Source organism: Streptomyces olivochromogenes, from assembly GCF_001514115.1.
Lineage (GTDB): Bacteria > Actinomycetota > Actinomycetes > Streptomycetales > Streptomycetaceae > Streptomyces > Streptomyces olivochromogenes.
Map to the genome: position 1 here is coordinate 107242 of NZ_KQ948463.1, position 26181 is coordinate 133422.

Below are 26181 nucleotides of genomic sequence, written 5' to 3' on the forward strand. Positions count from 1 at the left end.
TGCGGGTCACCAGCTGTCGCCGTCCTCACGGTCGTACGCGTTCTCGCGGCCGTACGCGTCCTCGCTGTCGTACGGGTGGAGGCCGTCCGCCGGGGAGTTCTGGCGGGAGCGGACGGTGTCCACCACGCCCATCCGCAGCGGGGTGAGCCGGACCAGGCCGGCGTAGCGTCCCGACGAGGTCCACAGCGTCTGCTCCGGCGGTACGCAGCCGGTGGTCCGCCAGGTCTTCTCGACCTCGTCGCGCACGGCCTCCGGCGCGAACCTGATCCACACCGCGGCCGCCGGGTCCCGGCTGAGCAGCGTTCCCTGCTCGGGTGAGGAGAGTTGGACCACGGCCTGCCGGTCCGCCTCCATGCCGACCAGGTCGGCCACCCGGCGCGGGTCGGTGCCCAGCAGGTTCGCCGAGCCTGCCCGGGTGCGGTGGTCGGCGGCGAACGGGGGTGGGGCCAGTACTCCGTTGTGCTGGAGGTGGCGGCGGGCCGTCGAGAGCAGGTCGCGGACCCGTTCCTCGGTGCGCCGGACGGCGAGGGCACCGGCCTGGCCGCGCTCGACGGCACCCCAGTAGGGCTCCATCGCCACCATGGCGGCGTCCGTCAGATCACCGGCCAGGACGGCGACGAGCTCCGGTCCGCCCTCGCCGTTCTCACGGTCCAGCCAGCGCGGAACCCCCGCGGTGCGGTCCGCCCACGGGTCGGCGGGCCCCGCGGACTCGCCCTGCCCGCCGGGCTCGCCGGGCTCGCTCCAGGAAGCCCCGTCCTGCCAGGCGTACGCGCTCGCCCAGTCGCTGTCCCCGTCGTCGGGCACCGCGAACGCGTCCGTCTCCAGGACCGAGGTACTGGCCAGCCAGTCGTCCGCGTCGAGCGGCTCGGGACCGAGCGCGCCGGTGACCGTGGGCCGCTCGGGCTCGGGCACCGCCTCGGCGGCCGCGGCGGCGGCCGTCGCCCGCAGCATGCCGGCGACGGACCGGGCGGCGTCGGCGCAGTGCAGGCGCTCCTCGACGGCCCAGTGTTCACGGACCGCCTCGGCCAGCAGCGCGTCGAGCCCGGCCAGGGCCTTGCGCAGCGCGGCGGTGGCGTGGAAGGCCGCCCAGGAGTCGATCGCGGCGCGCCACAGCCGGCGTGCCGTCTCCACCGCGACACCGAGGCCCACCAGGAGACCGACGGCGCTCAGCCAGAGCGGGGGCCCGACCGCGTACGCCACCGCCACACCGGCCGCGGCGCCACCGAGTGCCGCGGCCCGGGGACCCCAGCCCCAGCGGGCCGGGCGTCCCGCGCCCCGCAGCCTGGACGCGCCGAGCAGCGCCACCGCGACGAACACCAGCGGGACGGCGATCGCCAGCACCGCCAGGGGCCCCCGCCACAGGGCCCCGAGCAGCCCCGCCACGGCCGCCGCGGGCAGCGCGCCGCGCCCCGTGGCCACGGGGCCGTTGCCCACGGCGGGCCGCCGGGACACCGCTTCGGTGGAGTGCTCGGCGAGTTTGCGCACCAGTGCCGAACCCGGTACGGGCTCCACCCGCCCGGCCAGTCCGGTGAAGCGCTGGGCCACGGACCGCAGGGCGAGCCCCTGTCCCAGCAGCTTTCCGGCGAACTCCCGCAGGCCCTCGCCGATCCGCTCCCCCATGCCCTCGGCCGAGGGCACCCGCAGGCCGAGGGCCCCGAGCCGGGCCGCCGTCTCGGCGGCGGACGGCGCCGTACCGGAGCCGCCGCCGCGCAGGGCCGTGCCGACGAGGTCCCGGTACTCGCCGAGCGCCTGGTGCGCCTGGTCGAGGTCCGTCTCGAACGCCTGCCTGCGGGAGGCCCACAACAGCCCGGGCAGGGAGCGCAGTCCGGCCAGCGCGTCCTCGGCGTAGTCGAGGGCCCCTGCGCAGGCGGCGTAGGTGCTGTCCGCCACGCCGCCCGGCTCCCGGTGCCGTTGGTCGCGGCCGCCCCGGCCCGCCACCAGGCTCCGCAGCGGCTCCGGCAGATCGGCGCCGGAGGAGGCGGTCACCAGCAGGTCGGGGGCGAGTTCGGTGTCCTCGCCCGCGAACCTGAGGAGCGCGTCGCGCCAGGCCCGGTCGCGCACCTCCAGCGGCAGGTCCTGCTCCAGCAGCCGCACGCCGGGCGCGGCGACGGCGTCGGGCAGCGCCCCGAGGCCGTCGAGGACCTTCAGGTAGACGTCCGGGACCGACAGCACGTCCACCAGGACGGCGAGCGCCTCCGGGGCGTCGGGCTCGGGCTGTTCCAGGGCCGTGCGCGCGGAGCGCAGATCGCCCGCCCACAGCAGGGCGGTGCCCGAGGCCCGCAGCACCGCGGGCCGTACCAGGCGCCGGTCGGGCTGGAAGGCCTCGTCCTCGCCCGCGTACGAACCGGGTGCGCTGCCCACCAGCAGGACCAGGATCCTGACCTCGCCCACGGCCCGGTAGGCGGTGAGCAGTTCGTACTGCCGCTGGTGGTCGGTCAGCCCGGCCGGGGTGTCGACCACCAGGAACAGCGGGTCGTCGGGTTCGGGCAGCCCGGCCCTGCCCAACTGCCGGGCGACTCCGGCCCGCAGGGCCTTGGCCGTGTCGAGTTCCGCCGCGCCGCTGCGCAGGTCCAGCTGGATGACGGTGCCGAGGTCTTCGGACGTCTTCACTCCGGGTCACCGTCCCAGGGGTTGCGGCGGGGGCGTTCGCGCTCGCCGTCGTCGCCGTACGGGCCGGGGTCACCGGGTTCGTCCCAGGGCACGGACGGCCGGTCGGCGCCGCCGGAGCGCCCGTTGACGCGGTCGCCCCGATCACCGCGATCACTCCGATCAACGCGGTCACTCCGATCACCGCGGTCGGCGTCGTACCCGTCGTCGTAGTCGTCCACGGACGCGCGGCGAGAGCGTTCCTCCGTGCCGCTCGGGTACTTGTCGAAGGAGGCGCGCGGTGCGGTGCCCCAGTCGTCGTCATCGGGCACGGCACGCCCGGGTTCGGGGAACTCCTTGCGGACGCGCGGCGCGGGAGTTCCGCCGCGTACGTGCTCCAGCAGCGTGCGCAGCGTCGGCTGGACGGCGCGCTGGTCCCCGAACTCGGTGTCCAGCGCGGCCGGCAGTGTCTTCGCCCAGAACTCCCACAGCGGGCGCACCCATCCCTCGACCCGCTCGCCGCCGCGCTCCCGTCGCTCGGCCAGCAGCTCCAGCTGACGCGGGGCGGTCTTCTCGACGAGTTCGACGAAGAGCGGATGCGGTTCGCTCACGCTCCTGGCCAGACCCAGCGGCTGAGCCCCCATCAGTTGACTGCAGTACTCCTCCACGGTCCGTTCGTCGTCGAGGACGGTCCAGCGTTCGTAACTGCGCAGCAGCTCCGCCCAGCTCGACACCCCGCCGGGGAAGTCCCCCAGCCGCAGCCGGACGCCGGGCACATGGGCGCCCTTCTCGGGGAACAGCCGCAGCCTCAGCCGTTCCGGCGACGACGGGTCGCCGTCCACCACGTCGACCTGGCCGTTCCACATGCAGCACAGCAGCCGGTGCAGGATGACGCGGCGGTCCTCCTCGCTGCTGACCATCCAGCTGTCCCGGTAGCCGAGCCGCTGCCGCCAGCGCAGCACGTCCTGGGCCTGCTCGGAGTCCTTCGCCCTGGCCCACTGACGCAGCACCTTGCGGGCCTCGGGGACCTGGGTGAGGCTCATCTCGCTGCGGAAGAGGACCACGGTGACGGAGTCGCTCTCCACTCCCCGGTACTCCACGGAGTTCTTGGCGTCGGACGGCAGCCGCAGCGCCTTGCCGAGGTACTCCTGCACCTCCTCCACGGCCTGCACGCGCGGGTGGGTGACCAGGACCCGCAGCGGTCCGGTGCCCTCCGGGGTGAAGCCCACCGGCAGCAGCCCGGTCAGCTTGCGGCCGAACAGGTCGAGCGCCTCCTTGCTGACCTGGTCGGCGGCGTCCGCGTCGCCCGCCGCGGCGGCCAGCAGGGTGCCCATGGCCGGCAGCAGCGGGCGTTCCTCCAGGTGTTCGCCGCTCTCCGCGAACAGCCGGGTGATGCGGCCCTCCAGCTGTGCCTTGACGACCGCGACCGCGTTGTCCGGATTGCGGCGGCTGAGGGTGTGGACCTCGCGCCAGATGTCCCCGTCGATCATCCTGAGCAGGAGCGCGGCCTCGTCGTCGTTCTCGCGCATTCCCTCCCGGCGGATCAGCCGGGTGACCACGTCCTCGTAGAAGTGGTTGAGGGTGCGCTGCGGCGGCAGCAGATACGAGATCCCGGTGCGGTCCTCGTACAGTTCGAGGCCCTTCTGCGCGGAGATCTTGCGTTCCTGGTCGGAGTGTTTGCGGAAGGCGTTGACCAGGCGTCCGAGGTCGGCCCCGGCGGTGGCCGCCGGGGGCTGCCACTGCTGCTGCTGTTCCCGCCAGGCCTCGTGCCACACGGTCCGGCTGCGCCACTGGTACCAGAGGTCCTGCTCCTGGAGCGCCGCCTGTACGTCGTCGTCGCCCCAACGGGCCGGTGACATACCGGCCAGCCGCCCCTTGATCCTGGGCGTCTTGGGCGGCTGATCGGTCACGCCCGGCGGGCGCTGGGGGGCGCGGGAGCGGCTGTCGAGCATGCCGAGGAAGCCGATCCGGGCGATCGCCTCGTCGCTGCCGGGGACGCCTCTGACGATGCGTTCGGCGAGGAAGGGGTCCACGGTCTGGAGGAGTTTGTCGATGGCGGGGCGCGGGGCGAAACGGTCGGCCATCGAGGCGGCCTGGCGGTCGGCGAGGGACTGGAGGTCGGACAGCAGGCGCTGCATGTCCGCGACCCGTTCGCCGAGCGCCTGCTCGATGGCCTTGCCGCCGCGCGGCAGCGGATCGGGTTCCGGGACGGCCAACTGGGCTCGTTCCCACAGCTCTTCGAGGTGGGAGTCGGCGAACAGCTGCCGGATCAGCGGCACCGCGTTGTCGCGCAGCGCGGTACGGGGCCGCTCCACGAGGTCGGTGACCGCCTCCCGCAGCAGTCGGCCGGCCACCAGGTCGGCCAGTTGGTCCATGGGGGCGGTCATGGACGCCACCAGGCTGGTGGAGACGCCCTGCCGGCCGATGCCGGTGGGGGACACGGCGCTGCGGTGCACACCCCGGTTGATGAAGCTGGCGGCGAAGGTCTGGAAGTCGTCGTCGGTCGCCGTCGCCCGGCCCCTGGGGCGGCTGTCGCCCAGTTCGGTGCCGATCAGCGACATCACCAGGGAGACGATGGAGCGGCGCAGGTCGTCCTGGCGGATGCCGGCGGTCGGGCTGAACAGGAAGGCGGTGGGCAGGATGCCGCTGCGCAGCCGGATCGGTGTGGTGCCCGGGTAGCGGATGCCGAGCCCGGAGTCGAGGTCGAGGTCCAGGTCGCCGATCTCCGTTCCCTCGCTCGGCGCGTTCTGCGCGTCGACCAGCCGGAACAGGTCGACCAGCGCGCGGGCCGCGTTGAGTTCCGCCTCCCGTCCGCCGCCGCCCGCCGAGGAGAACGAGGACGGCATGACGACCAGCGGGTAGATCTTCACCCCGTCGAAGCGGCGCAGCTGGAAGGCGTGGTTGATGAGGTGCAGATAGTCCAGGAAGATCCCGGCGCCGGTGCCTCCGGCCACCGAGAACGCGACGAACACGTCGCAGCCGTTGACCTTGCCGCCGCCCAGCTCGGCCAGTTCACCTGCCGACTTGGCGATCGCGTCGATCGCCTGGAGCAGCGGCTCCAGGACCGGGGCGAGGCTGTGCCGGAGCGTGGCGAACAGGGCGGCCCGTCCGACGGTGGGCAGTTGGCCCGCGCCGTTGTGCAGCGGGGTGACCTTCGGTTCGTCGACGCGCGGCGGCAGCCAGTCGGCGACCTCGTCGCGCAGGCTCGCCCGGAGCATCTTGGTCAGTTCGGGTGACGCGTCGAAGTTCGGCAGCAGGTTGTGGGTGGCCCGTGAGGTACGGGAGTACGCGGCCCGCAGCGAGGGGTCCACGTTGAACTGGGGCAGCCGCTGGAGGTCGGACTCGCTGTAGTCCGCGTAGACGAACTGGAGGCAGTCGGGCAACTGGTAGGGGGCGTGTCCGCTGAGGTGGCTGAGCGCGACGCCGTCCGGCCCGCACAGCTCGGCGCGCAGTTTGCGTTCCAGTTCGGCGCCGACCAGGCCACCGGTGCCGCCCAGGCCGACGAAGAGCATCGGCTGGAAGATCTTCATGGGTTTCCTCCCCGCTTGCGGCCGTCGCGGCGGCCGGTTCGTGCTCGGTACGTCCGTGGAGTGCGCGCGGCACGGCGGCCGGACCGCGGTGCGGTGCGCGGGGGCGGCCCGGTGACGCGTCGGGCCGCCCGTGGCGTCACAGGTACGACCCGTACGAGCTCCCGCTCTCGCCGGTACCGGTCGCGGAGGTGGTGGAGCCCGCGGTCGTCCGCGCGGAGGGCCGCGGTCGGCGGACCTTCGAGGCGCGGGTGTCCTCACCGAGGGCCAGGCTCAGCGTGTCGGTCAACTGAACCTGGCCGCGGGCGGGCAGCGGGGTCCGGCCGCCGCCGCGCTTGCGCAGGACCGCTCCGCCCTCGGGGCTGCGCTGGACGGCGTACGGGCCGTGGGCGCGCCGTTCGATGCGCGGGCTGCGGTGGGGTTCGACGACGGCGAACTCGTACCACTGCTTGTGTCCGTGTCCGGCGAGGTGCTCCCCGAGGACGTTGCCCTCCGCGGAGACCAGCCGCAGCACCAGGCCGAACGGGTCCCTGCGGGTGCGGCGCTGGCGCAGCCAGGCGAGGACCGCCGCGGTGGCCAGCGCGATCAGTGCGGCGGCGGACACGAACGCCCACCAGAACTTCGCCCAGATGCCCGGCTCGGGTGTCACCCGGACCGAGAGCGGGGTGCGCACCAGTGTCCGGTCGTGGTCGGTGGTGTCGACCACGGTCACGGTGCCGCCGAGTCGCAGCCCGCCGTCGCCGAGGCGGTCGCCGAAGACGTCGCGGGGGGCGACCTCGACCGTGACCTTCCGGGTGCCGGACTCGCCGGGCTTCACCTGGATCTCGGCCGGGGTGACCGTGAGCAGCCCGGACTTGAGGTCGGCGACGGACAGCCGCAGGGTGTGCGGGGTGTCGCTGGTGTTGTGGACGGCCAGCGTGCCGGTGACTTTGGAGCCGGGGTGGGTGTTCGCGGTGGGCAGTTCGAGCGCGGTGGTGACGGGCAGTGCGCCGGGTGCGATCTGGCCGCCCTCGCTGCGGGTGTCGGCGCTCAGCCCCGAGGCCGTCAGCGTGCCGCTCACCTTCAGTGCCCCGTCGGCGCTCTTGGGGATCCCGACGGAACCGGTGAAGGAGCCGTCGCTCGCCTTGGAGTCGGGCCCCTGGCCGTCGTCGGTGAGGCGCAGCGCCAGCGGCTCGAAGCCGTCGCCGGTCAGTTCACTGCGGACGCGCAGCCCCTCGTAGTCGCGCGCGTCCTTGATCTCGTAACCCTCGCGGGTCTGCAGGCGCATGGTCACCGTGACCTTCTCGCCGGCCTGCGGGGACGGCGGGTCCATGGTGATGGCGCCGCGCAACTCGCCCTGCCACAGCACGCTGACGGCGACGGGCACCGAGCGGTGGCCCTCCGGCGCCTCGGCCTTCACGCGCCAGGTGCCGGGCACCGGATCGACGATCTTCAGCGCCTCCACGGTGCCGCTGCCGCCCGCCAGCTCGAATCCCGACTTGCGGTACGTCCCCGTGGTGGGGACCTGGTGGCCGTTGGGGTCGAGGTAGGTGATCTTCACCTGGGGGTCGCCCTTGTCGACGACGATGCTGCCCACGGTCGCCAGCGGGGAGATGCCGATCTCCAGGGTGGCGGGCGGCCGCTTGCTGGGGCCCTGTTCGTGGCGCAGGCAGTGGGCGGCGGCGAAGATCTTCTCCAGCATGGGGCCGACGTCCTTGGCCCCGGAGACCTTGCCCGCACTCGGGCGGGCGGAGGGCAGTTCGACGCAGCCCTTCTGGTATCCACCGGCGGCGATCCGGTCGAGCTGCGCCTTGTCCGGGTCGGGTCCGAAGCCGAGCGGCCAGATCTGTACGTGCTGGGCGGCGGCGTTCTCGAGTTCCTGCGTCAGCTGCTGTTCGCCCTCGTCCTTGCGGTGCGCGGGGTCGCCGTACTTGGGGCTGTCCTGGACGTCCAGCTTTCCGTCGGTGAGGAGGAACAGCACGCGGGGCTGGGAGGGGTCGGTGCCGGTGGTGAGGTCGTGGACTCCCTGGCGTATCGCGCTCGGGAAGTCGGTGCCGGTGCCCTCGTTCTTCGTGCGGCCGCGCAGCTTGCCGACGCAGGTGCCGATCGTCTCGCGGCCCGCCGCGTCCAGCGTGGTGCGCGGGCAGACGGGGTCCACCGCGCGCTGGGCGCCGGACTCGGCGGCGGCGAAACCGAAGACGGTGGCGTGGGAGGACGAGGAGACGTCGCCGAGCGCGATGCGTGCGGCGGCGGCCTTCTCGGCCTTCATGTCCTCGGGCGCGAGGCTGGCGGACTCGTCCACGGCGATGGAGTAGTTGACCGCCGGGAAGGCGGGTTCGGAATCCGCCGCCGGCACCGGATCATGACCGGCGGGTGCCAGCAGGGACACGAGCACCGCCATACCGCCGAGCGCGCCGACCGCGGCGCGGCGCACCCGGCCCCTTCCTGTCTGCCGTCTTCCCGTGATGCTTTCCACGGCCGTCCCCCTGGTTCCTTGGTTCGTCTCTGTGTCGTGTACGTGCTGTGCCGCGTGTCAGCGGGCGGTCAGGCTCCAGGCCAGCGCCAGCGCCGTGGAAGGGGCGAGCGAGCCCACTCCCCAGCGGATGGCCCGGTACTTGGCGGACAGGATCGAGCTGACGTCCACGGCCTGGACGAGCAGCCATCCGGCGGTGTCGCGTCCGGCCTCGGTGACGTCGGCGGACAGCCCCGCGAGGTCGCGGGGGGCCAGCAGGTCGCCGAAGTACGTCACCCCGTCCCGGCCGCGGACCGTGCGGGTGCGCGGCATGAGCGCCCCGACCAGCGCGGTCACCGCGACCACCCAGAGCACGCTCGCGAGGATCAGCGTCACGTCGGCGAGCCCGCGCCAGTCGGGCGGGCCGTGCCGCCCGATCAGGAACGCGGGCAGCGCCAGCGTTCCCGAGAGCAGTACGGCCGCTTTCGCGTCGGCCCGGCCGAGGTCCTCCCTGACCGTGCTCAGCAGCCGTTCGGCGATGCGCTCCCCCCGGTCGGACCCGTGCGGACCCCCGTCCGGCACGGGCCCGACCGGGTCGCAGGAGGTGCGCGCCGGGCCGTCGCCGGTCACCGGTCCTCCTCCGCCCAGGACCATCCGTCGTCCCGGGAGCGTGTGCGGCGGCGCGGCGGTTCGGGTTCGGCGTCCTGGGGGTCGCCCGAGTAGGGCTCTCTCGCGCGTGGTCCCCGGTCCGCCCGGGAGGGCGGTTCGTCCGCCACCCAGTCCGGCGTGAACGGCTCGTCGGCGGCCGGCGCCAGCTGCGGTGTCTCGCGGCGGGCGGGCAGCGAGCCGATGGGCCCCTGGAGGGGGTGGCGACCCTGGTTGAGGAGGTTGAGGGCCTGTGTCTCCATGTCGTTGGACTGGATCTGGCCGCTGGCGACCATGGCGAAGAGCCGGTCGACACGTTCCTTCTCGTCCTGCCGCCCCTCCTGGCGGATCTTCTCCAGGAAGTCCTTGGCCGCCTCGGGCTCGGCCGCCAGCATGTAGCTGAGCTGTTCCAGCTCACCGCCCTGCAGCATCTTGCGGAACGCGGCCTGATGCACCCGGGTCACCTCGGCCGAGGCGTGCGCGTCCCGGATGCCGTCCATGTGCTCGATCGTCCGGTCGTCCACCCGCAGGCGGACGTACAGCCTTACCCGCAGGCCGAGTTCGGTGCCCAGCTCGGCCCAGCGACTGCCGGCGCACTCCAGGGTGATGGCACGGTCGGCCTGTTCGGCCTGGGTCACCCGGTAGGCCGAGGACACCTCGCGCAGCCGCTCCAGCACCGGGGCGGTGAGCCGCTGGGCGACGTCGGTGACGACCTCGGTGGCGGCCAGATGGGGATCGGTCACCGTCCAGTGGATGTCCACCTCGGCCTTGAAGAAGGTCGTCCCACCCGCGGCGGGCAACTCCATCTGAAGCGTCGTCACATAGGTGCCCAGCGCGATCTCGCAGACGGTGTACGGCCGGGCCAGCGCCCGCTTGTCGACGTGCCGGACACCGGAGACGGTGACCACGCTGTAGCCGCCGTTGCGGTAGAACAGCACCGAGGCCTTCTGGGCGCTCACCTGCGGGAACCCGCCCGTCGGCGCGTACTCCCGCAGGAAGGGACCCACCGGCCCCGCGGCCGCCTTCCGCGCCCTCAGCCGCTCCCTCGCCTTCGCCCTCGCGTCCTGGTCCTCAGCCATGGCTGTCCTCCTCGCCCGTCCTCTCCCGCGTCGGGACGGCGAGCCACCACAGGGCACGCGCAGAAGCGTCGGGGAGCGGATTCTCCGGATCGTTCATCATTCGGCGCAGCAGCCAGTCCAGCCGCCGCCGGTCGTTCTCCTCGGTCGCCAGCGCGGGCAGCAGCGCCGCCAGCCCCGGCCGGGTCCCCTCGGTGCCGTCCCCGCGCACCGCCGAACGCAGCAGGGACTCCAGCGCGTCCAGGGCCACATCCTTCGAGCGCGCCGTGTTCAGCGCGCTCCACATCAAGTCGGCCATGGGGAGCACGAGTTCGGGGCGGGGGACGGCGAGGGCGAGCGGCAGTGGCCAGTCGGCGCGGTCGGCCAGCGGGGAGTCGGGCTCGTCGGACAGCACCTCGTCCACCGAGGTCACGGCGAGCCGGACGGTGGTCACCAGACCGAGGTCCTGGTACTCCGCGCGCTTGTGGTGGGTCCAGTCGGCCATCCGTCGCAGCACCTTGGCACCGTCCGGGAGTGCCAGCAGCCGTACGGCGTTGAACGAGGCGACCGCCAGCTGCTCCCCGTCGTCGCGGACCCCGATGCGGGCCAGGGCGTCCAGGGCGTCCTCCGTCGTGTCCGCGGCGTTCCCGTATCCCAGTGCCATCGCCGCGGTCCAGCGCAGCGACTTCGTCCCGTACCTGCTCCAGTCGTCGACCAGCTTGCGTACCGCCTTGCGGTGCGAGGCGTGACCGGCCGCCTGGTCGAGCGTGGTGGCCGCGAAGATCCTCCGGCGGGGCGTGGCCGCCTCGGCGAGCGGCCGGATCAGCTCCGCGTATCCGTGGTCGAAGTCCCGTGCGCACAGCTCCCCGGCGGCCACCGCTGCGCGCATCCACACCTGGGGGCGTGGATCGTCCGCGAGCAGCCGCAGCCAGCGCACGATCGGTGCCCGGACGGGGAAGTGCCGGTCCCAGATCTCGGTCAGCACCGCGGAGGGCAGGGCGGATCCCCGGTACCAGATCAGCCGGGCCGGAACCTCGGTCCCGGCCACCTCGAGCCGGCCGTCGGTCAGTTCGGCTCGGGAGAGAGCGAGATCGGCTTCCGGGTCGTCGCAGAACAGCGGGCGGGCCGGGGTGTGGTCCGGATCGCACTGCACGGACAGTTCCCAGGTCAGCAGGTGGGCGGCGGCGGCCACGGCGCTGTGCGAGGCGCCGCCCAGTACGGCGAGCGCGATACGGAACGCCACCGGGTGGAACAGGGCCGCCGTACCCGGCCGTCCCGCGCCGCCCTCCGGCTCGGTGGGAGGTGCCGTCAGCGCCCGGTCCACTCCGGCGAACCACTCCTGGGCCTGGTCGGCGGCGAGGCTGCGGCAACCGGCCAGCAGCTCGTCCCGGGAGACCTCCCCCAGTTGGTGTGCGGCCAGCAGCGAGGCGAGCAACTCGGCCTCGGCGGGGCGCAGGTCCTTCAGTCCGACCGCGTCCGTGACGTCCTGGCGGACCGCCAGTTCCTCCGCCCCGGCGAGCAGGTCCGCCAGCCGGACCTCACCGTCCGGGGCGGCGGCGACATGCTCCTCCAGCCGTTCCCGTAACCGGGTGGTGAGCAGTTCCTGGGTGGGTGCGGGAGGGCAGAGCCTGCCGTACCGCCCGGCCAGCAGCGGGTTGGCCGCCGACCCGACCGTGACGACGACCACCGCGTACGACGCGCACCGGGCCAGGGCCGCGGCGAGCCCGTCGAGGTCCATCTCGTCCGGGGGCAGCGCACCGGGCCCGGTGAGGGAGAGCTCCAGCAGGTACCCGGTGCCGCGCCGCGCCTCCTCGCCCTCGCCGGCCAGGGAGCCCGCCAACTTCCGCACCCCACCGTCCGGATCGACCCGGCGCACCCGGGATCCGGCCCCGGGCTCCGTGCCCGTGGCGTCCGCCGCGAGGCCGGTGACCTCGTCGAGGAGCGAGAGCGCGGTGCTGGTGCGTCCGGTGCCGGGGGCGGCGCCGAGCACCAGCAGCCGACGGGCGCCGAGGGCGTTGCGCAGCTGTACGTATCCCTGCGGTTCCACATGGACGCGGCGGAGCCTGCGCAGTTCCTCGTCGGGCACGGGTCCGCTGCGCATCCCCGCGCCGGAGTGGCGGGCGTCCATCCGCAGGTGGATGTCGCCGATGTGGGCGCTCTGGAAGTACGAGCGGTCGAAGCTGTTGAGGTCCCGGCCGGTGTCGAACAGCATCCGGGTGGCGCGGCGGGCCCGCGAGGCGGCGGCGAGGTCGGTGGTCCCGTCCTCGCCCTGCTCCTCGGCGAGCGGGTCGCGGGTGTGCTCCTTGAACCGCCCCGCGGCGCGCTCGCGTTCCTCCTCCTGCTTCTTCCCCTGGTCCTTCTTGGCGTCGCCCTCTTCCGGGGCGTCGTTGCCTGCGGCTCCCTCGTCGCCTTCGGCCTTGCCCTCGTCGGCACGGGGCGGGTCGTTCCTGGCCTTCCCGTCGGCCTCGGGCGCACGGCCGTCGGCCCCCTTGCGGGGTGCGGGCTCGGCGCCGCCGCCCGCTTGCTGATCGTCGGTCACTGCGATCAGCCCTTCCGTCGGCCGGCGTCGCCGGTGGTCCGCCCGATGTGCACGGGCTGCTGGTAGACGTTGTCGCTGTGCTGCGACATGTCGCCGTGGACGGTGTAGCGGGCACCAGGGCCGTCGGCCGGGTCGTCACACTTGACGTCCTGGACTTCCTGGACGTCATCGGCGCGACCGGCGGTCGTGTCCGCGTTGGGCGGCGGGTCAGCGGCCGGTGCGGCAGGCGGTACGGGTGCGGCGGGGATCTGCGGAGCGGGTCGGCCTGGAAGGTGGAACCAGGCGGTGACCTCGCCCTCCTTGAGCTCCAGGCGGGCGGAGGAGTAGTGCGCGGGCTCGATGAACTTGCCGCCGCCGCTGACCACGTCCTCGTAGAGCGACTGGGAGGTCACCAGCACGAGGTCGGCCCGCTCGGCGTCCAGCAGTCGCCGGGCGAGCGGCGAGTCGGCCAGCCGGCAGGCGAGGTCGACCGCGCGCCCGCTGATGCCCCGGCCGTCGTGCCGGACAGGCCCGACGTGCATGCCCACCCGAAGCCCGAGGGGGACACGCAGGCCGCGGTTCTCGTCCCGCAGATTCTCGTGCACCTCGACCATCCACAGGCCGAGCAGCCGGGTCACCGCGATCCGGCCGACCACCGACAGCAGCACACCGTCGCCGCGGTCCTCCATGTGTACGGCGTCGCGCGCCACCTTGGCGTGGGTGAAGGCCGCCTCCAGCACCCGGTAGATCCGCTCGCGCATGCGCTGCTTGTCGACGTCGTCGTACTCCCCGGAACGCCGGGCGTCGACGCTGATCACCAACTCGTAGCGTGCTTCGGTGAGATCCATCGCGTCGTGGTCCACCCCGTGCCCCCTTGCTCTCTCCACTTGCCGTCCCCCTCAGCGTCGGGCCCGGGGACGAGGGCCGTCTGTAGCCGTTTACACACGACGAGGCGTGGGTTACGACAAGGCGTGGGTCTACTCCTGATGACCGTCCGCGAGGAGTGCGAGCAGTTCGGGGTCGAGAATCTCCACCATCCGGTTGCCGGTACGCACGACGTGCTGGGTGCGCAGCAGCTTCAGTGCCTTGGCGACGGCTTCCCGGGTGGCTCCGATGGTGGCGGCCAGTTCGTCCTGGGCCAGTTGGACGACGGTGCCCGTGTGCGTGGCGCCGCCCGGTACGGCCGGGTGGTAGGGGCCGGAGGGCTCGGCTCTCGACAGTTCGGTGAGCCGGCTGGCCAGCCGTTGCAGCACGGTGAGCGAGGCGAGCGCGGACCGCTCCTGGTCGGCGCTGCGCAGCCGGAAGGTGAGCTGGCGTATCACCAGACCACTGACGCGGGGGTGCAGCGCGAGGAACCGGCGGAACGCGTCCCCGGAGATGACCTGGGTCTCGGTCGGACCCAGCGCGCGCACGGTGGCGCTGCGGGGATGCGGGTCCAGGGCGGCCATCTCGCCGAGCAGTTCACCGGGACCCCGCAGACCGAGTATCAGCCGCGTGGCACCCCGGTCCGTCGCCACGGAAACGGTCACCCAGCCCCGAATGATGATCAGGACGTGACTGGACCGGTCGCCCTCCGTCAGAAGATGGGCATCGGCCGCGTAGTGCTTCCGGCTGCCGAGAGCCATCACGCTCTCGCGCTCCTGAGGGGTCAGAGCGCGTGCGAAAGCCAGCTCATTGCCGAGCAGCCCCATGGCCACGCCCCCCGCCGCAATCGTGCCGCCTGACTTTTCAGAGGCGTTGATGGTGGCAGAGCGAAGCATTGAGACGAGTGAATTACGCCAGATCGGCCGTACTGGTCGGTAAGTGGCGAAGTGCCAGGTGGGTCGCCCGGGCGTGCCGTCCCCTCATGACACCCCACCAGCGGTGACCGCGGCCGGACCGTCCGCCTCCGCTCCCGCCCCACCGACGACCTTGAGGTCAGGACCGGCGCCGAACGGCCGGCCCCCTCGATACGGGGAACCGGCCAGGGCGGCGGACTTGGCGAAAAATCAGGTTTCCGCCGCCGCAGGGGTGGTGGGGAGGTGGTGACGGGGTGAGGGGACGGTGTCCGGTTCTTCGCGCGTCACACCGGCTCTTCGCGCGTCACACCGGTCGGCCGGATGCTCAGCCGACGGCCTGGCAACTGGCCGTGTTGAGGGTGAAGTCGCGCGCGGCCGAGTTGGCCCCGGTCCAGGAACCGACGAAGCCGAAGGTGAAGGTGCCGTTCGCGGTGACGGTCTTGTTGTAGTCGGCGGCGGTGGCCGTGACGTGGGAGTCGTCCTGGGTGAAGGTACCGTCCCACATCTGGCCCACGTGCTGGCCGTCCTTGAAGGTCCAGCCGAGGCTCCAGGTGGCGAGGGCCTTGGTGGAGGTGACGGTGACGGTGGCCTGGAAGCCGTCCGGCCACTCGCTCACGATCTCGTACTTCACCCGGCAGTCCGGCGCGGCGCTCTTCGGCGAACTCGTCACCCCGCCCTGCTTCCCGGCGGGCGACGAGGACTCGCCCTGGGCCTCCTGATCGGAGTTGCCCGCCGGACGCGAGGTCGAGTCCGCCACCGCGGGCGAGCCCGCCGTCGCCGTCCCCGATCCCGAACCCGAACCCGAACCCGACTTCGTCTTCGAGCCCGAGGGGAGGGAGGGGCCCGGGTCCGCAAGGGACTGCCCGTCCGTCGCCTCGCCCTGCGCGGCGTTCGCGTCGCCGCCCTTCGAGCCGCCGAAGGGCATCAGCGAGACCGTGAGCGCGAGTGCGGACACGAGGACGGCCGTGACCAGGATCCCGGTCCGGCCGATCCGGGGCCGGACCGGCTTGCCCTCGTCCAGCCCCGTGTCCACCGCCGCGTCCGTGCGTCCGCCGATCATGCCGGCCTCGGCGGCCCGGCGCCGCCGTTCGAGATACGCGAGGCCGCCCCAGCCGATCACACCGCTGGAGAGCGCCGCGGGCAGCCCGCCGCCGTGCAGCCGCAGACAGGCGGCGGCCTCCGCGCACTCGACGCAGCGCGCCAGGTGCCGGGAGAGGTCCTCGGGCGTCTCGGCGCTGGGTGAGCGGGTGACCGCGTCGAGGAGCCGCGCGTAGCTGCGGCAGTAGGCGTCCATCGGCGTGTCGAGGTGGTTGCGGTGGCAGCGGTCCCGGAACAGCACCCGCACCTGGGCGAGTTCGGTGGCCGCGGCCGCCGGATCGAGACCGAGCCGCCGGGCCACCGCGGACATGGGCAGCGACTCGACTTCGGCCAGCCACAGCAGAACGGCGTCCGGCTCCTGCATGTCCCGGAGGCCGCGCAGCGCGAGCGGGCGGTGCAGCGGCGGTCCGACGTAGCGGGCGGCCTTGTCGGAGTGGAGCCACAGGCGCAGGTCGGGGTCGAGCCGATGGCCGAGCCCGTTCGTCTCCCAGGCGGCGGCCACGGTACGGACGGAGGCCAGCAGCAGCGGAATGCGGGGCAGCCTGAGCGCCCGGCGTCCGGTACCGGTACTCTTCGATGCCGCGGTGGCGGCGCGCAGTTCGTCGATGCCGTGTGTGAACGCCTCGGTCGCCAGCTGCGTGGCCGAGGCCGAACCGGACGTGCACAGATCGGCGTACGACAGGACCGCGTCCCAACACTCCGAGAGCAGCGCGGCCTCGGCGGCGTTCTGGGGGGTCGGCAGGTCAGGCATGGGGGGCTCCTGCATCAACTGCTTCCAGGTGCAACGTCTAGAAACGTCTGAACAACGTGATCGTCAACTCACCCTCTGTACAGGGGAGTTGAGGCCGTCTCAACGACGGGGCCCGAGCCTTTCACGCTTTCCACACAACTGACAAGCGAGGTATTCAATTAGCGTGGCAAGCGGTTGCGGCGCCGTGCGTCCGAACGCGCGCAGCCTCCCTCCCGCCCTATGGAAAGGGATACGGAAGGGAGGCCGATACGTCTCGATCGCCGTCGACTTTTGAGAGGTTCTACGGAACCTTCGGTCCGGCCGCTTCCGTCACCGCGGGTTCCCGCGCCGGGAGGCTGTCCATGAAGGAGCTCACCGAGAAGACCGCCTGGCCGGGTCCGGGCGGGCCGTATCCGGGCGGCGAGGACAGCCCGAAGTCCTCCATGGTCGACCGGTAGGCCTCCAGCAGCCGGATGTGGTACTCCAGCGGCGCGCCCTGGGGGTTGGCCTTGCCGAGCGGGGTCGTGGGCTCCGGGCACCAGGTGGTGAAGCGGGGCGTGATGCCGTGCGACATGAAGAAGCGCAGCCCCTCGGTGGTGGAGGCGATGGCCTCGTCGACGGTCGTGAAGCCGAACGGCTCCGCCATCTCCACGCCGGCCACGAAGTTGGGGATCACGTTGCGCGCGCCGAAGACCTCCGCGGAGTCGAGGATGCGCTTGTGCCACTCGTCGCGGCCGACATAACGCTCCTTGCCCGGGCAGTACAGCTCGAACAACCGCCGGTCCCACACCTCGTAGTTGGGGTGGTAGATCTGCACGCCGTAGTCCTTGAACCGCTGCACGTCGTCGCGCGGCAGCGCCTGTGCGACGACCTTGCCGATCCAACGCCCCGGGAAGCGCTCCTCGATGGCCTTGGCGTAGTGGCCGTAGAAGTCGGCCTCGTCGCGCCCCTGCAGCTTCGAGGTGATCGCGCCGCCGGTGAGGGTGTACGCGGTGGAGGCCTTCGCCGTGTCGTACCGGTCGATGATCTCCAGGGCTTCGAGGACCTCCTCGACGTCCTTCACCCCGGTGTACGGGCGCCCCGCCGCCTTGTGCTGGCGCCAGTTGTGGTTGATGTCGCAGTACTGGCACTCCTCCTTGGCGCCGAAGTACTGGCAGACCCGGAAGACGGTGAGGTAGATCAGATAGCCCCACTGGATGGTGGGGGCGACCTCCATCACGGACTTCCCGTTGGAGAGCGTGTGCCGGTAGTACTCGGGCATCGGGGGCACGCCGACGTCGGCGATCCGCTTCCCGTCGAGGTAGAGCCCGAGCACCCCTTCGTCGTCCGCGGCGACGCGATAGGGCGAGGCGGGATTGACCCGCACGGACACCACGGTCCGCCGCAGGTCGTACGGCCCACCCGTGAGGATGATCTCCTCGGGCGGGCGGCGCAGGGCGGCCTCGCCGAGTTCGGGCAGGGTGCCGTGGTCGAAGGAGAAGATGAAGTACGACTTCGGCTTGACGTCACCGTCCTCGTTGTCGGAGAGCGCCGACTCGTCGAAGGCCACACCTCCGCGGAGCAGGTCCTCCTTGAAGACGGCCTCCCGCGGTACGTGCGGGAACCGCTCCATCAGATCCTCGACCAACGCGGTGCGGCTGCCGACCATCCCGTTCTCCTCGCTCCCGACCCGTTCCCGACTCGTTCAAGTCCCCGTGCTCGACTCCTCACGGTATGCCCCTGCCTGTACGTCAGCCGTGCCGGGTCCCCTCGCGGCGCGCGATACGCACGTCCGACGGCAGCGCCGGGCCGGGTTCGGCCGCACCCCAGGCGACCGCGAGCGGCACGGCCCCGACCCAGACTCCGAGGGCCCCGCCGGAAACGCCCGTACGGATCTCCACCCCCCGAAGCCCCCTCCGAGAGACAGCACAAGCAGCGCCGTCGCGCCGAGTCCCCCACGGGCGCCCCGAAACGGGCCCCGAGCACAGACCCAGGTGCTGGCGCGCCCCAGAGCCCCAAAAGCCACTCCGGGACACAGCCCCGAGCGTGTACCCAACGGGCAACCCCCGAACACGGGCCGACGCACAAGCCCGGGAACAGGCCCGGGGCACAGCCCTGGGTGCGGGGCGGGGGGCACAGCCCCGGGTGGGGGCCGGGGGCACAGCCCCGGGCAGGGGACCAGAGGCACACGCCCAGGTAGGGGACCAGGGACACAGCCCCGGGCAGGGAACCGGAGGTACAGCCCCAAGGGCGAGCCCAGGGCGCAGCCCCAAGTGGAGGTCTCAGGGGCACAGGCCCAGGCAGGTGGCCGGGGGCACAGCCCCGAGAGCGGCTCCGGGGCGCATCCCCAAGCGGGGCTCCCAGGGTCAAGTCCCGAGCGCGGGCCCGGGGCGCAGCCCCAAGCGGGGATCCCGGAGACGAGCCCCGAGCGCGGGACCGGGGACGCAACCCCGAGCAGGGATCCCGGAGACGAGCCCCGAGCGCGGGACCGGGGACGCAGCCCCAGGTGGGGGTCCCAGGGGCGCAGCCCCGGATGGGGGTCCCAGGGGCGCAGCCCCGGATGGGGGTCCCAGGGGCGCAGCCCCGGATGGGGGGCCGGGGGCGCAGCCCCCGGGGATGGGATGGGTAGGGGCGGCGGGGGCGAGGAAAGTCCGGGGCCGCGTCACGCCTCCCGTTCCAGCACCCCCACATCCACCCCGAACTCCACCCCCTCCCCCGCAACAACCCGCTCCGCCTCCGAGAGAACCGTCAGACCCAGGCGGGTGAGTTCGTTGCCCTGGGAGCCGGCGAGATGGGGGGTGATGAAGGCGTTGGGGAGGTCGTAGAGAGGGGAGTCGGCCGGCAGTGGCTCGGGGTCGGTGACATCGAGGATCGCACTCACCCGCCCGGCCCGCAGCGCGTCGATCAGCGCGTCGTGGTCGACAAGCGAACCCCGCGCGGTGTTGATGAGGACCGACCCGTCCGGCATCAGACCGAGTTCGCGGCGGCCGATCAGATGCCGGGTCTCAGGGGTCTGGGGGGCGTGCACGGTGACGATGTCGCTGGTGGCCAGCAGGTCGTCGAGCGGGAGGAGAGGAACCCCCAGCCCGGCCGCCCCGCCCTCGTCGACATACGGGTCGGTGAGGCTCACCCTCAGATCGAAGGGGCGCAGCAGTTCGATCACACGGCGGCCGATACGGGACGCTCCGATGACGCCCACGCGGCGCCCGTAGTTGCCGATGCCGGGAACGAGGGCCCACCCGGGCAGTGAGCGCCGCGCGCGCATCCGGTCGCGGTGGGCGAAGACGTCCTTGCCGGCGAGAAGGATCATCGCGAGGGTGTATTCGGCGACGGGGCGCGCGTTGGCGACGGCGGCCGAGGACACCAGAAGTCCGCGATCCCAGACCGCCGGTGTGGTGACGCCCTTCACCGAGCCCGCGGAGTGCAGCACGGCACGCAGTTTCGGCGCCGCGTCCAGCGTGGCCGCGTCCAGCCGCGGGCAGCCCCAGCCGGTGATCAGGATCTCGGTCCCGGCGAGCGCCTCACGGACGCGAGGCTGTGAGAAGTCCTCGGCCACCAGCGCGGGTTCGATGTCCACGACCTCACGCAGTCGGGCCATGACCTCGGACGGAAAGATCTGCGGCACGTTCTCGGCGGACATGGCGAACATCGCCACGGGACGCTCGGGCAAGGAGTCAACCCTCCGGCTCGGTGACTACGGGACAGCGCGACACAGCGACACAGCGACACGGCAACACGGCAAACACGGCCACACAGCAAGCGCTCTCTACCGCCTTTACCGTAACCGCGGCCCGCCACGCGCGACAGGGGACGGGGCCGGAACACCGGACCGACCAACCCCCGAGGTAGTTTCCAGCAGTGGCCACCGCACGGCCGCGCACGGCAACTCCCCGGGGAGGAACGACAGGGATGACAGAAACCCTGACCAACTGGGCCGGCAACATCACGTACACCACCAAGGAACTGCACCGCCCGCACACGCACGACGCCCTCGCGGCGCTCGTCGCGGAGAGCGCACGCGTCCGAGTACTCGGCAGCGGGCACTCGTTCAACACGATCGCCGAGCCCGGCGACGACGGCGTACTGCTCTCGCTCACCGCGCTGCCCCCGACCGTGGACGTCGACTCGACCGCCCGTGCGGTACGGGTCGCGGGCGGCGTCCGGTACGCCGAACTGGCCCGCCGGGTGCACGAGCACGGGTTCGCCCTGCACAACATGGCCTCTCTCCCGCACATCTCCGTGGCGGGCTCGGTGGCGACCGGCACCCACGGCTCGGGCGTCACCAACGGCTCCCTCGCCTCCGCCGTGCGCGAGGTCGAGATCGTCACGGCGGACGGCTCGACCGTCACGATCGGCCGCGACGACACACGCTTCGACGGCGCCGTGACCTCCCTCGGCGCACTCGGTGTCGTCACCGCCCTCACCCTCGACCTGGAACCGGACTTCGAGGTGAGCCAGCACGTCTTCACCGAACTTCCCCTCGCCGGGCTCGACTTCGAGACAGTGGCGGCGACCGCGTACAGCGTGAGTCTCTTCACCGACTGGGGGCGTCCGGGCTTCCGGCAGGTGTGGCTCAAGCGCCGCACCGACCAGCCGCTGCCCGACTTCCCCTGGGCCGCGCCCGCCACCGAGGCGATGCACCCCGTGCCGGGCATGCCCGCGGAGAACTGCACCCAGCAGTTCGGGGTGCCCGGACCGTGGCACGAGCGGCTGCCGCACTTCCGGGCGGAGTTCACCCCGAGCAGCGGGGCCGAGCTGCAGTCCGAGTACCTGCTGCCGCGCCCGCACGCCCTCGCGGCACTGCACGCCGTCGACGCGATCCGCGAGCACATCGCGCCGCTGCTCCAGATCTGCGAGGTGCGCACCGTGGCCGCCGACCGGCAGTGGCTGAGCCCCGCCTACGGCCGGGACACCGTGGCCCTGCACTTCACCTGGGTCGAGGACACGGCGGCCGTCCTGCCGGTGGTGCGCCGGGTCGAGGAGGCGTTGGAGCCGTTCGACCCCCGGCCGCACTGGGGCAAGGTGTTCACCACGCCCGGGGAGGTGCTGCGCGGGCGCTACCCGCGGCTGGACGACTTCAGGGCCCTGGCCGAAACCATGGACCCGGCGGGCAAGTTCACCAACACTTTCGTGCGGGACTTTGTTCACCCCCTTTCCTAACCCCTTGTCGAACCTCCTCGCCAGGCCATAGCCTTGCGCCGCGCCGGGCCCTAGCCCCGCTGTGCGGTACGGAGGACCGAGGTGGCAAAGCAGGTGAAGCGGACGTCGCGCGACATCCGCACCGCGAACCGCTACGAGGTGCTGCGTCAGATCATCGCCGCGTCCCCCACCTCACGACAGGAGTTGGCGGCGGCGACCGGGCTGAGCCTGGCCACGGTCGCCACGCTCGTCGGTGAACTGCTCGACCTCGGAATGCTGACCGAGGTCGGGTTCGAGGACTCCGCGGGGGGCCGCCCCCGGGGACTCGTGGCCGTCAACGCGTCGGGGGGCGCGTTGATCGGCGTCGACATCGCGGAGACGTACGTCCGTGTGGAGCTGTTCGACCTCGCGCTGAACGTGCTCGCCCGCGCGACCGAGGACATGCGCCCCGGCGAGAGCCGCCCGGAGCAGGTCGTCGGGCATGTCGCCGCGGCCGTCGGCTCGGTGGTCGCGCAGGCCGGGGTCGAGGGCGCGCGCGTCCTGGGCGTCGGGGTCAGCGTGCCGGGCCAGGTGGACCGCGACACCGGCATCTCCGAGTACGCGCCGAACTGGGACTGGCACGACGTGCCGCTGCTCGATCTGCTGGCCGAGCACATCGCCTACCCCCTCCACCTCGACAACCCGCTGCGCGCCTGCGCGGTCGCCGAGCTGTGGTTCGGCGCGGCCCGTGGTCGCGGGGACGCCGTCGTCGTCAATCTGGGCACGGGGGTCGGTGCCGGGCTCGCGCTCGGCGGCGGGCTGCACCGCGGGGTGAGCAACAGCGCGGGCGAGTGGGGTCATACGACGCTGGTCCTCGACGGGCGGCCGTGTCACTGCGGCAACCACGGCTGCGTGGAGACGTACGTCGGGGCGCCCGGAATCATGCGGAACCTGCGGGAGTCGAGCCCGCGGAGCCCGCTGCTGCATCCCGACGACCAGACCGCCACCATCGACGCCCTGTCCCGTGGGGTCGCCGCCGGCGACCCGGTGGCGCTCCAGGTCGTCCGGGACACCGCCCGCTATCTCGGCGCGAGCATCGCGGACCTGATCAACCTCCTCAACCCCGAAGTCGTCGTGCTCAGCAGCTGGGTGGCCGCCGCGCTCGGCGAGCCGCTGCTGCGCGAGGTGCGCGAGGCCGTCGCCCGGCACGCGCTGCGGCGGCCGCTGGCCGCCACCGAGATCGTCCTCTCCCCCATCCCCACCGACCCGGTCTGCCTGGGCGCCGCGACCTTCGCCCTGGAGGGCGCCCTGAACCCGGTGGGCCACAAGCCCGCCGGCGGCAGGTCCGTCCCGCGCCGCACCGCCCTCTAGACCACACCGCCCTCCAGAGGGGCGTGGGCCGCCGGACTGACGGTCCGCCAACTCGCCCTGCCGACACCCCTGTTCGATCCACCGAACCGCAGACAACACTTCGAACAGACTTCGTCCAACCCCTTGCCGAAGCCTTAACAGAAGGTTAGCGTCCCGCACCGCACAGCGATTTCGAGCCGCAGCCGTACAAGAGACAAGGACGTCACCATGTCGGCAATGAGCAGCAACTGGGACCGTCGATCCGTCCTGCGAGCCGCCGCGGGGCTGGCCGCGCTGGGGCCGCTGGCCGCGTGCGGAAGCAACAACGGGCGTTCCGGGGGCGGGAGTTCGGGCAAGTCCATCAAGCAGTACTTCCACGCGTACGGGGAGGCCGGCGTCGAGGACGCCCTCAAGCGGTACGCGAAGGGCTACGACAAGGCCGCGGTGAACACGCAGTGGATCACCAGCGCGGACTACGAGAGCAAACTCTTCTCCGCGCTGCTGACCGACAACGCCCCCGACGTGTTCGAGTTCCACCCGCAGATCCAGCTCATCAAGAGCGGTCAGGTGGCGGACCTGAGCGACATCATCGATCCGGTCAAGTCCGACTTCAACCCGGCCGACATCGCCTCGCACACGGTGGACGGGAAGATATACGGCGTCCGGATGATCGACGACCCGCAGTTCTTCTTCTACCGCAAGTCCGTGCTGGAGAAGGCGAAGATCCAGCCGCCGACCACCCTCGACGAGCTGATCGAGGCCGCGGCGAAGCTCACCACCGGCAAGGTCAAGGGCCTGTTCATCGGCAACGACCTGCACGCCGTCATCAACCCGCTGATCTGGTCGTCCGGCGCCGACACCCTCGACGCGAAGAACCAGATCGCGTACCACACGGAGGGCGTCAAGGAGGGCATCAAGAAGATGCGCCAGCTGTTCACCAGCGGCCACCTTCTCCTCGACGCCCCGACCGACTACTGGGACCCCTCCGCCATCGTGCAGGGCCTGACCCCCATCCAGTTCTGCGGTATGTGGGCCATGCCGGTCATGCAGAAGGCACTCGGCGACGACCTCGGGATCTTCCCCTTCCCGAAGGTCACGGACAGCGGCAAGCAGTCCGTGACCAACGGCGGCTGGTCGATGTTCGTCAACGCCAAGGGCAAGAACGCCGACCTGGCCAAGGAGTACGTGAAGTGGCTGTGGATCGAGCAGAAGAAGTACCAGGAGGACTTCGCGCTCTCGTACGGCTTCCACATCCCGCCGCGCACCTCGATCGCCGCGACCGCCACGAAGCTCAAGACGGGCCTGCCCGCCGAGGGCGTCAAGCTCTTCAACGACTTCGGGCACTTCGACAACATCGGCTGGACCCAGGCCATGATCACCGCGCTGGAGGACGTGTTCGCCAACTGCGTCCGCAAGAACGGTGACCCGGAGGCCGCGCTCGACCAGGCCGACACCACCGTCAACCGCGAGCTCAAGAAGCTCTTCGGATAGCCGGCGGAGACCGACGGACGGGTTTCGACATGTCGACCACCACCACGCGCGGTGTCGCGCGCCCCGCCTCGGCCAAGGCCTCACCGGCCAGGCCGCGGCGGGGGCTGCGGGGCAGCAGCACCTTCAACTTCTGGCTCTTCACGAGCCCCTTCCTCATCGGCCTGACGGTCTTCGTCTATGTGCCGATCGGCTGGAGCCTCTGGCTGAGCTTCTTCGAGGCACGCTTCACGGTGACGCCGAGCAAGTTCGTCGGTTTCGACAACTACTGGCAGATGCTGCAGGACAGCAAGTTCACCGGTTCGCTCGTCACCTTCACCGTGTTCGCCGCCTTCATCGTGCCCGCCACCTGGGCGCTGTCGCTGGGTCTCGCCCTGCTGGTGAACCGGCTGCGTTTCATGAAGGCGTTCTTCCGGTCCGTCTTCTTCCTGCCGACCGCGTGCAGTTATGTCGCCGCCGCGCTGGTCTGGAAGATGTCGATGTTCAGCGGGGTCCGCTTCGGCCTGATGAACACGATCCTCGGCTGGTTCGGCGTCGAGAACATCGCCTGGCTCGCCAACCCCGATCCGCCCTGGTACTGGCTGGTCATCGTGACGCTGCGGCTGTGGCTGCAGGCCGGTTTCTACATGATCCTGTTCCTCGCGGCGCTGCAGAACATCCCGCCCGAGCTGTACGAGGCCGCCGCCATCGACGGTGCCAAGCCCGGCTGGCAGACCTTCCGCCACATCACCCTGCCGCAGCTGCGGGCCACCTCGACCGCGGTGATCCTGCTGCTGGTCATCGCCGCCTACCAGGCCTTCGACGAGTTCTTCAACCTGCTGGCGAAGACGACCTGGGGCCGGCCGCCCCTCGTCGAGCTGTACTACACCGCGCTCGGCGAGAGCCAGGACTACGGCGAGGGCAGCGCGGGCGCGGTGATCCTCACCCTGCTGATCCTCATCGTGACACTCGTGCAGGGCAAGTTCCTGGGCTTCGGAAGGGGTGACGACAAGTGACCGCCACCGTGCCTCCGGTCGCTCCGGTCGACAGGCCGCGCCGCGTCAAGCGCGGCAGCGTCATCGGCAACACCGGCCTGTACGTCTCCATCGGCGTCGCCGCCCTGCTCTTCCTCGTCCCCTTCTATCTGATCGTCCGCAACGCGCTGTCGACGGACCCCGAAATCACCGGCGAGAACTGGAAGTTCTTCCCCGCGAACCCCCAATGGGGCAACTTCACCGAGCTGTTCCACGACACGACGGTCGACTTCGGCCGTTCCCTGTTCAACTCCGCGGTCGTGGCCGTCCTGATCACGGTGGGCACCCTGCTGGTCTGCTCGCTCGCCGGCTACGGCCTGGCCCGTATCCCGTACAAGCACGCCAACAAGATCTTCTACATGGTCCTGGGGACCCTGATGGTGCCGCCCGCCGTCACCTTCGTGCCGAGCTTCGTGCTGGTCTCCTCGCTGGGCTGGGTGGACAGTTACCGGGGTCTCGTCATTCCGGTGCTCTTCAGTGGTTTCGCCTGCTTCCTCTTCCGGCAGTACTTCCTGGGGTTCCCCAGGGAGTTGGAGGAGGCGGCGCGCGTGGACGGGCTCGGCTACTGGGGCGCGTACTGGCGCATCGTCGTACCGAACTCGCTGAACTTCTTCGCCGCGATCGCGACCATCACCTTCATCAGCGGCTGGAACGCCTTCCTGTGGCCGCTGGTCATCGGCCAGGACCCGAGCGCCTGGACGGTGCAGATCGCGCTCTCCTCGTACATGACCAACCAGGTCGTCAACTTCCATCTGATCTTCATGGCGACCGCCATCTCCATCCTGCCCCTGGTGTTCGTGTTCCTCTTCCTCCAGCGCTGGCTGGTGCAGGGGGTCGCGCAGACGGGCATCAAGGGCTGATCGAC

Annotated in this window: 17 protein-coding genes; 5 read left to right on the plus strand and 12 right to left on the minus strand. The window is 71.8% G+C overall.

Annotated elements, in window-relative coordinates; all coding sequences use genetic code 11:
• Positions 1-6 precede the first annotated feature (6 nt).
• The 12 genes from AQJ27_RS30795 to AQJ27_RS30845 all read right to left on the minus strand — a co-directional run bounded on the left by AQJ27_RS30795 (position 7) and on the right by AQJ27_RS30845 (position 20017).
• The gene (locus AQJ27_RS30795; protein WP_067375681.1) at positions 7-2610 is read right to left on the minus strand and encodes a hypothetical protein; all 2604 of its coding nucleotides are present in this window, start codon (positions 2608-2610) and stop codon (positions 7-9) included.
• Positions 2607-6116: a tubulin-like doman-containing protein gene (locus AQJ27_RS30800; RefSeq protein WP_067375683.1), complete on the minus strand. Its 3510-nt coding sequence runs from the start codon at positions 6114-6116 to the stop codon at positions 2607-2609. Before AQJ27_RS30800 ends, AQJ27_RS30795 begins: the two co-directional genes overlap by 4 nt.
• Before the next feature lie 136 nt (positions 6117-6252).
• Complete coding sequence (locus AQJ27_RS30805; RefSeq protein ID WP_235613780.1) at positions 6253-8526, minus strand: VWA domain-containing protein; 2274 nt, start codon at positions 8524-8526, stop codon at positions 6253-6255.
• Positions 8527-8625: 99 nt separating this feature from the next.
• Entirely contained in the window at positions 8626-9174 is a 549-nt protein-coding gene (locus AQJ27_RS30810; protein WP_067375687.1) for a Pycsar system effector family protein, read from the minus strand.
• Positions 9171-10268 carry a hypothetical protein gene (locus tag AQJ27_RS30815; protein ID WP_235613781.1) on the minus strand — a complete coding sequence of 366 codons (1098 nt, stop codon included), beginning with the start codon at positions 10266-10268 and terminating at the stop codon, positions 9171-9173. Before AQJ27_RS30815 ends, AQJ27_RS30810 begins: the two co-directional genes overlap by 4 nt.
• Positions 10261-12783 (minus strand): ICP22 family protein, encoded by a 2523-nt coding sequence (locus AQJ27_RS30820; protein WP_067375689.1) that lies wholly within the window; start codon positions 12781-12783, stop codon positions 10261-10263. The genes AQJ27_RS30815 and AQJ27_RS30820 overlap by 8 nt, the downstream gene beginning before the upstream one ends.
• A gap of 5 nt (positions 12784-12788) precedes the next feature.
• Positions 12789-13625 (minus strand): hypothetical protein, encoded by an 837-nt coding sequence (locus tag AQJ27_RS30825; protein WP_067375691.1) that lies wholly within the window; start codon positions 13623-13625, stop codon positions 12789-12791.
• A gap of 114 nt (positions 13626-13739) precedes the next feature.
• Positions 13740-14453 (minus strand): Crp/Fnr family transcriptional regulator, encoded by a 714-nt coding sequence (locus AQJ27_RS30830; protein WP_067375693.1) that lies wholly within the window; start codon positions 14451-14453, stop codon positions 13740-13742.
• 412 nt (positions 14454-14865) lie between these two features.
• A complete protein-coding gene (locus AQJ27_RS30835) occupies positions 14866-16389 on the minus strand; it encodes a cellulose-binding domain-containing protein (protein WP_067375695.1) in 1524 nt (507 codons plus the stop codon).
• 280 nt (positions 16390-16669) lie between these two features.
• A complete protein-coding gene (locus AQJ27_RS30840; RefSeq protein ID WP_067375697.1) occupies positions 16670-18016 on the minus strand; it encodes a radical SAM protein in 1347 nt (448 codons plus the stop codon).
• Positions 18017-18098: 82 nt separating this feature from the next.
• Positions 18099-18248 (minus strand): hypothetical protein, encoded by a 150-nt coding sequence (locus AQJ27_RS56535; protein WP_159064426.1) that lies wholly within the window; start codon positions 18246-18248, stop codon positions 18099-18101.
• Positions 18249-19009: 761 nt separating this feature from the next.
• Positions 19010-20017, minus strand: coding sequence for a hydroxyacid dehydrogenase (locus tag AQJ27_RS30845; RefSeq protein WP_067375699.1), 1008 nt, complete (start codon positions 20015-20017; stop codon positions 19010-19012).
• A 239-nt stretch (positions 20018-20256) separates the two neighbouring features.
• Here AQJ27_RS30845 and AQJ27_RS30850 point away from each other — a divergent pair, with 239 nt between their 5' ends.
• From AQJ27_RS30850 to AQJ27_RS30870, 5 genes are all read left to right on the plus strand, one after another.
• Positions 20257-21507 (plus strand): FAD-binding protein, encoded by a 1251-nt coding sequence (locus AQJ27_RS30850; RefSeq protein ID WP_067375702.1) that lies wholly within the window; start codon positions 20257-20259, stop codon positions 21505-21507.
• A gap of 93 nt (positions 21508-21600) precedes the next feature.
• Entirely contained in the window at positions 21601-22836 is a 1236-nt protein-coding gene (locus AQJ27_RS30855) for an ROK family transcriptional regulator (protein WP_067375983.1), read from the plus strand.
• A 207-nt stretch (positions 22837-23043) separates the two neighbouring features.
• The gene (locus tag AQJ27_RS30860) at positions 23044-24306 is read left to right on the plus strand and encodes an ABC transporter substrate-binding protein (protein WP_067375705.1); all 1263 of its coding nucleotides are present in this window, start codon (positions 23044-23046) and stop codon (positions 24304-24306) included.
• 29 nt (positions 24307-24335) lie between these two features.
• Positions 24336-25298, plus strand: a complete 963-nt coding sequence (locus AQJ27_RS30865) for a carbohydrate ABC transporter permease (RefSeq protein WP_067375707.1) — start codon at positions 24336-24338, stop codon at positions 25296-25298.
• Positions 25295-26176, plus strand: a complete 882-nt coding sequence (locus AQJ27_RS30870; protein WP_067375709.1) for a carbohydrate ABC transporter permease — start codon at positions 25295-25297, stop codon at positions 26174-26176. Before AQJ27_RS30865 ends, AQJ27_RS30870 begins: the two co-directional genes overlap by 4 nt.
• The last annotated feature ends 5 nt before the right edge of the window (positions 26177-26181 follow it).

Bases quoted from the DNA above. Each gene is read 5' to 3' on its own strand.
- AQJ27_RS30800 (WP_067375683.1), bottom strand. From the start codon at position 6,116: ATGAAGATCTTCCAGCCGATGCTCTTCGTCGGCCTGGGCGGCACCGGT.
- AQJ27_RS30815 (WP_235613781.1), bottom strand. From the start codon at position 10,268: ATGGCTGAGGACCAGGACGCGAGGGCGAAGGCGAGGGAGCGGCTGAGG.
- AQJ27_RS30830 (WP_067375693.1), bottom strand. From the start codon at position 14,453: ATGGGGCTGCTCGGCAATGAGCTGGCTTTCGCACGCGCTCTGACCCCT.
- AQJ27_RS30835 (WP_067375695.1), bottom strand. From the start codon at position 16,389: ATGCCTGACCTGCCGACCCCCCAGAACGCCGCCGAGGCCGCGCTGCTC.
- AQJ27_RS30840 (WP_067375697.1), bottom strand. From the start codon at position 18,016: ATGGTCGGCAGCCGCACCGCGTTGGTCGAGGATCTGATGGAGCGGTTC.
- AQJ27_RS30850 (WP_067375702.1), top strand. From the start codon at position 20,257: ATGACAGAAACCCTGACCAACTGGGCCGGCAACATCACGTACACCACC.
- AQJ27_RS30860 (WP_067375705.1), top strand. From the start codon at position 23,044: ATGTCGGCAATGAGCAGCAACTGGGACCGTCGATCCGTCCTGCGAGCC.
- AQJ27_RS30865 (WP_067375707.1), top strand. From the start codon at position 24,336: ATGTCGACCACCACCACGCGCGGTGTCGCGCGCCCCGCCTCGGCCAAG.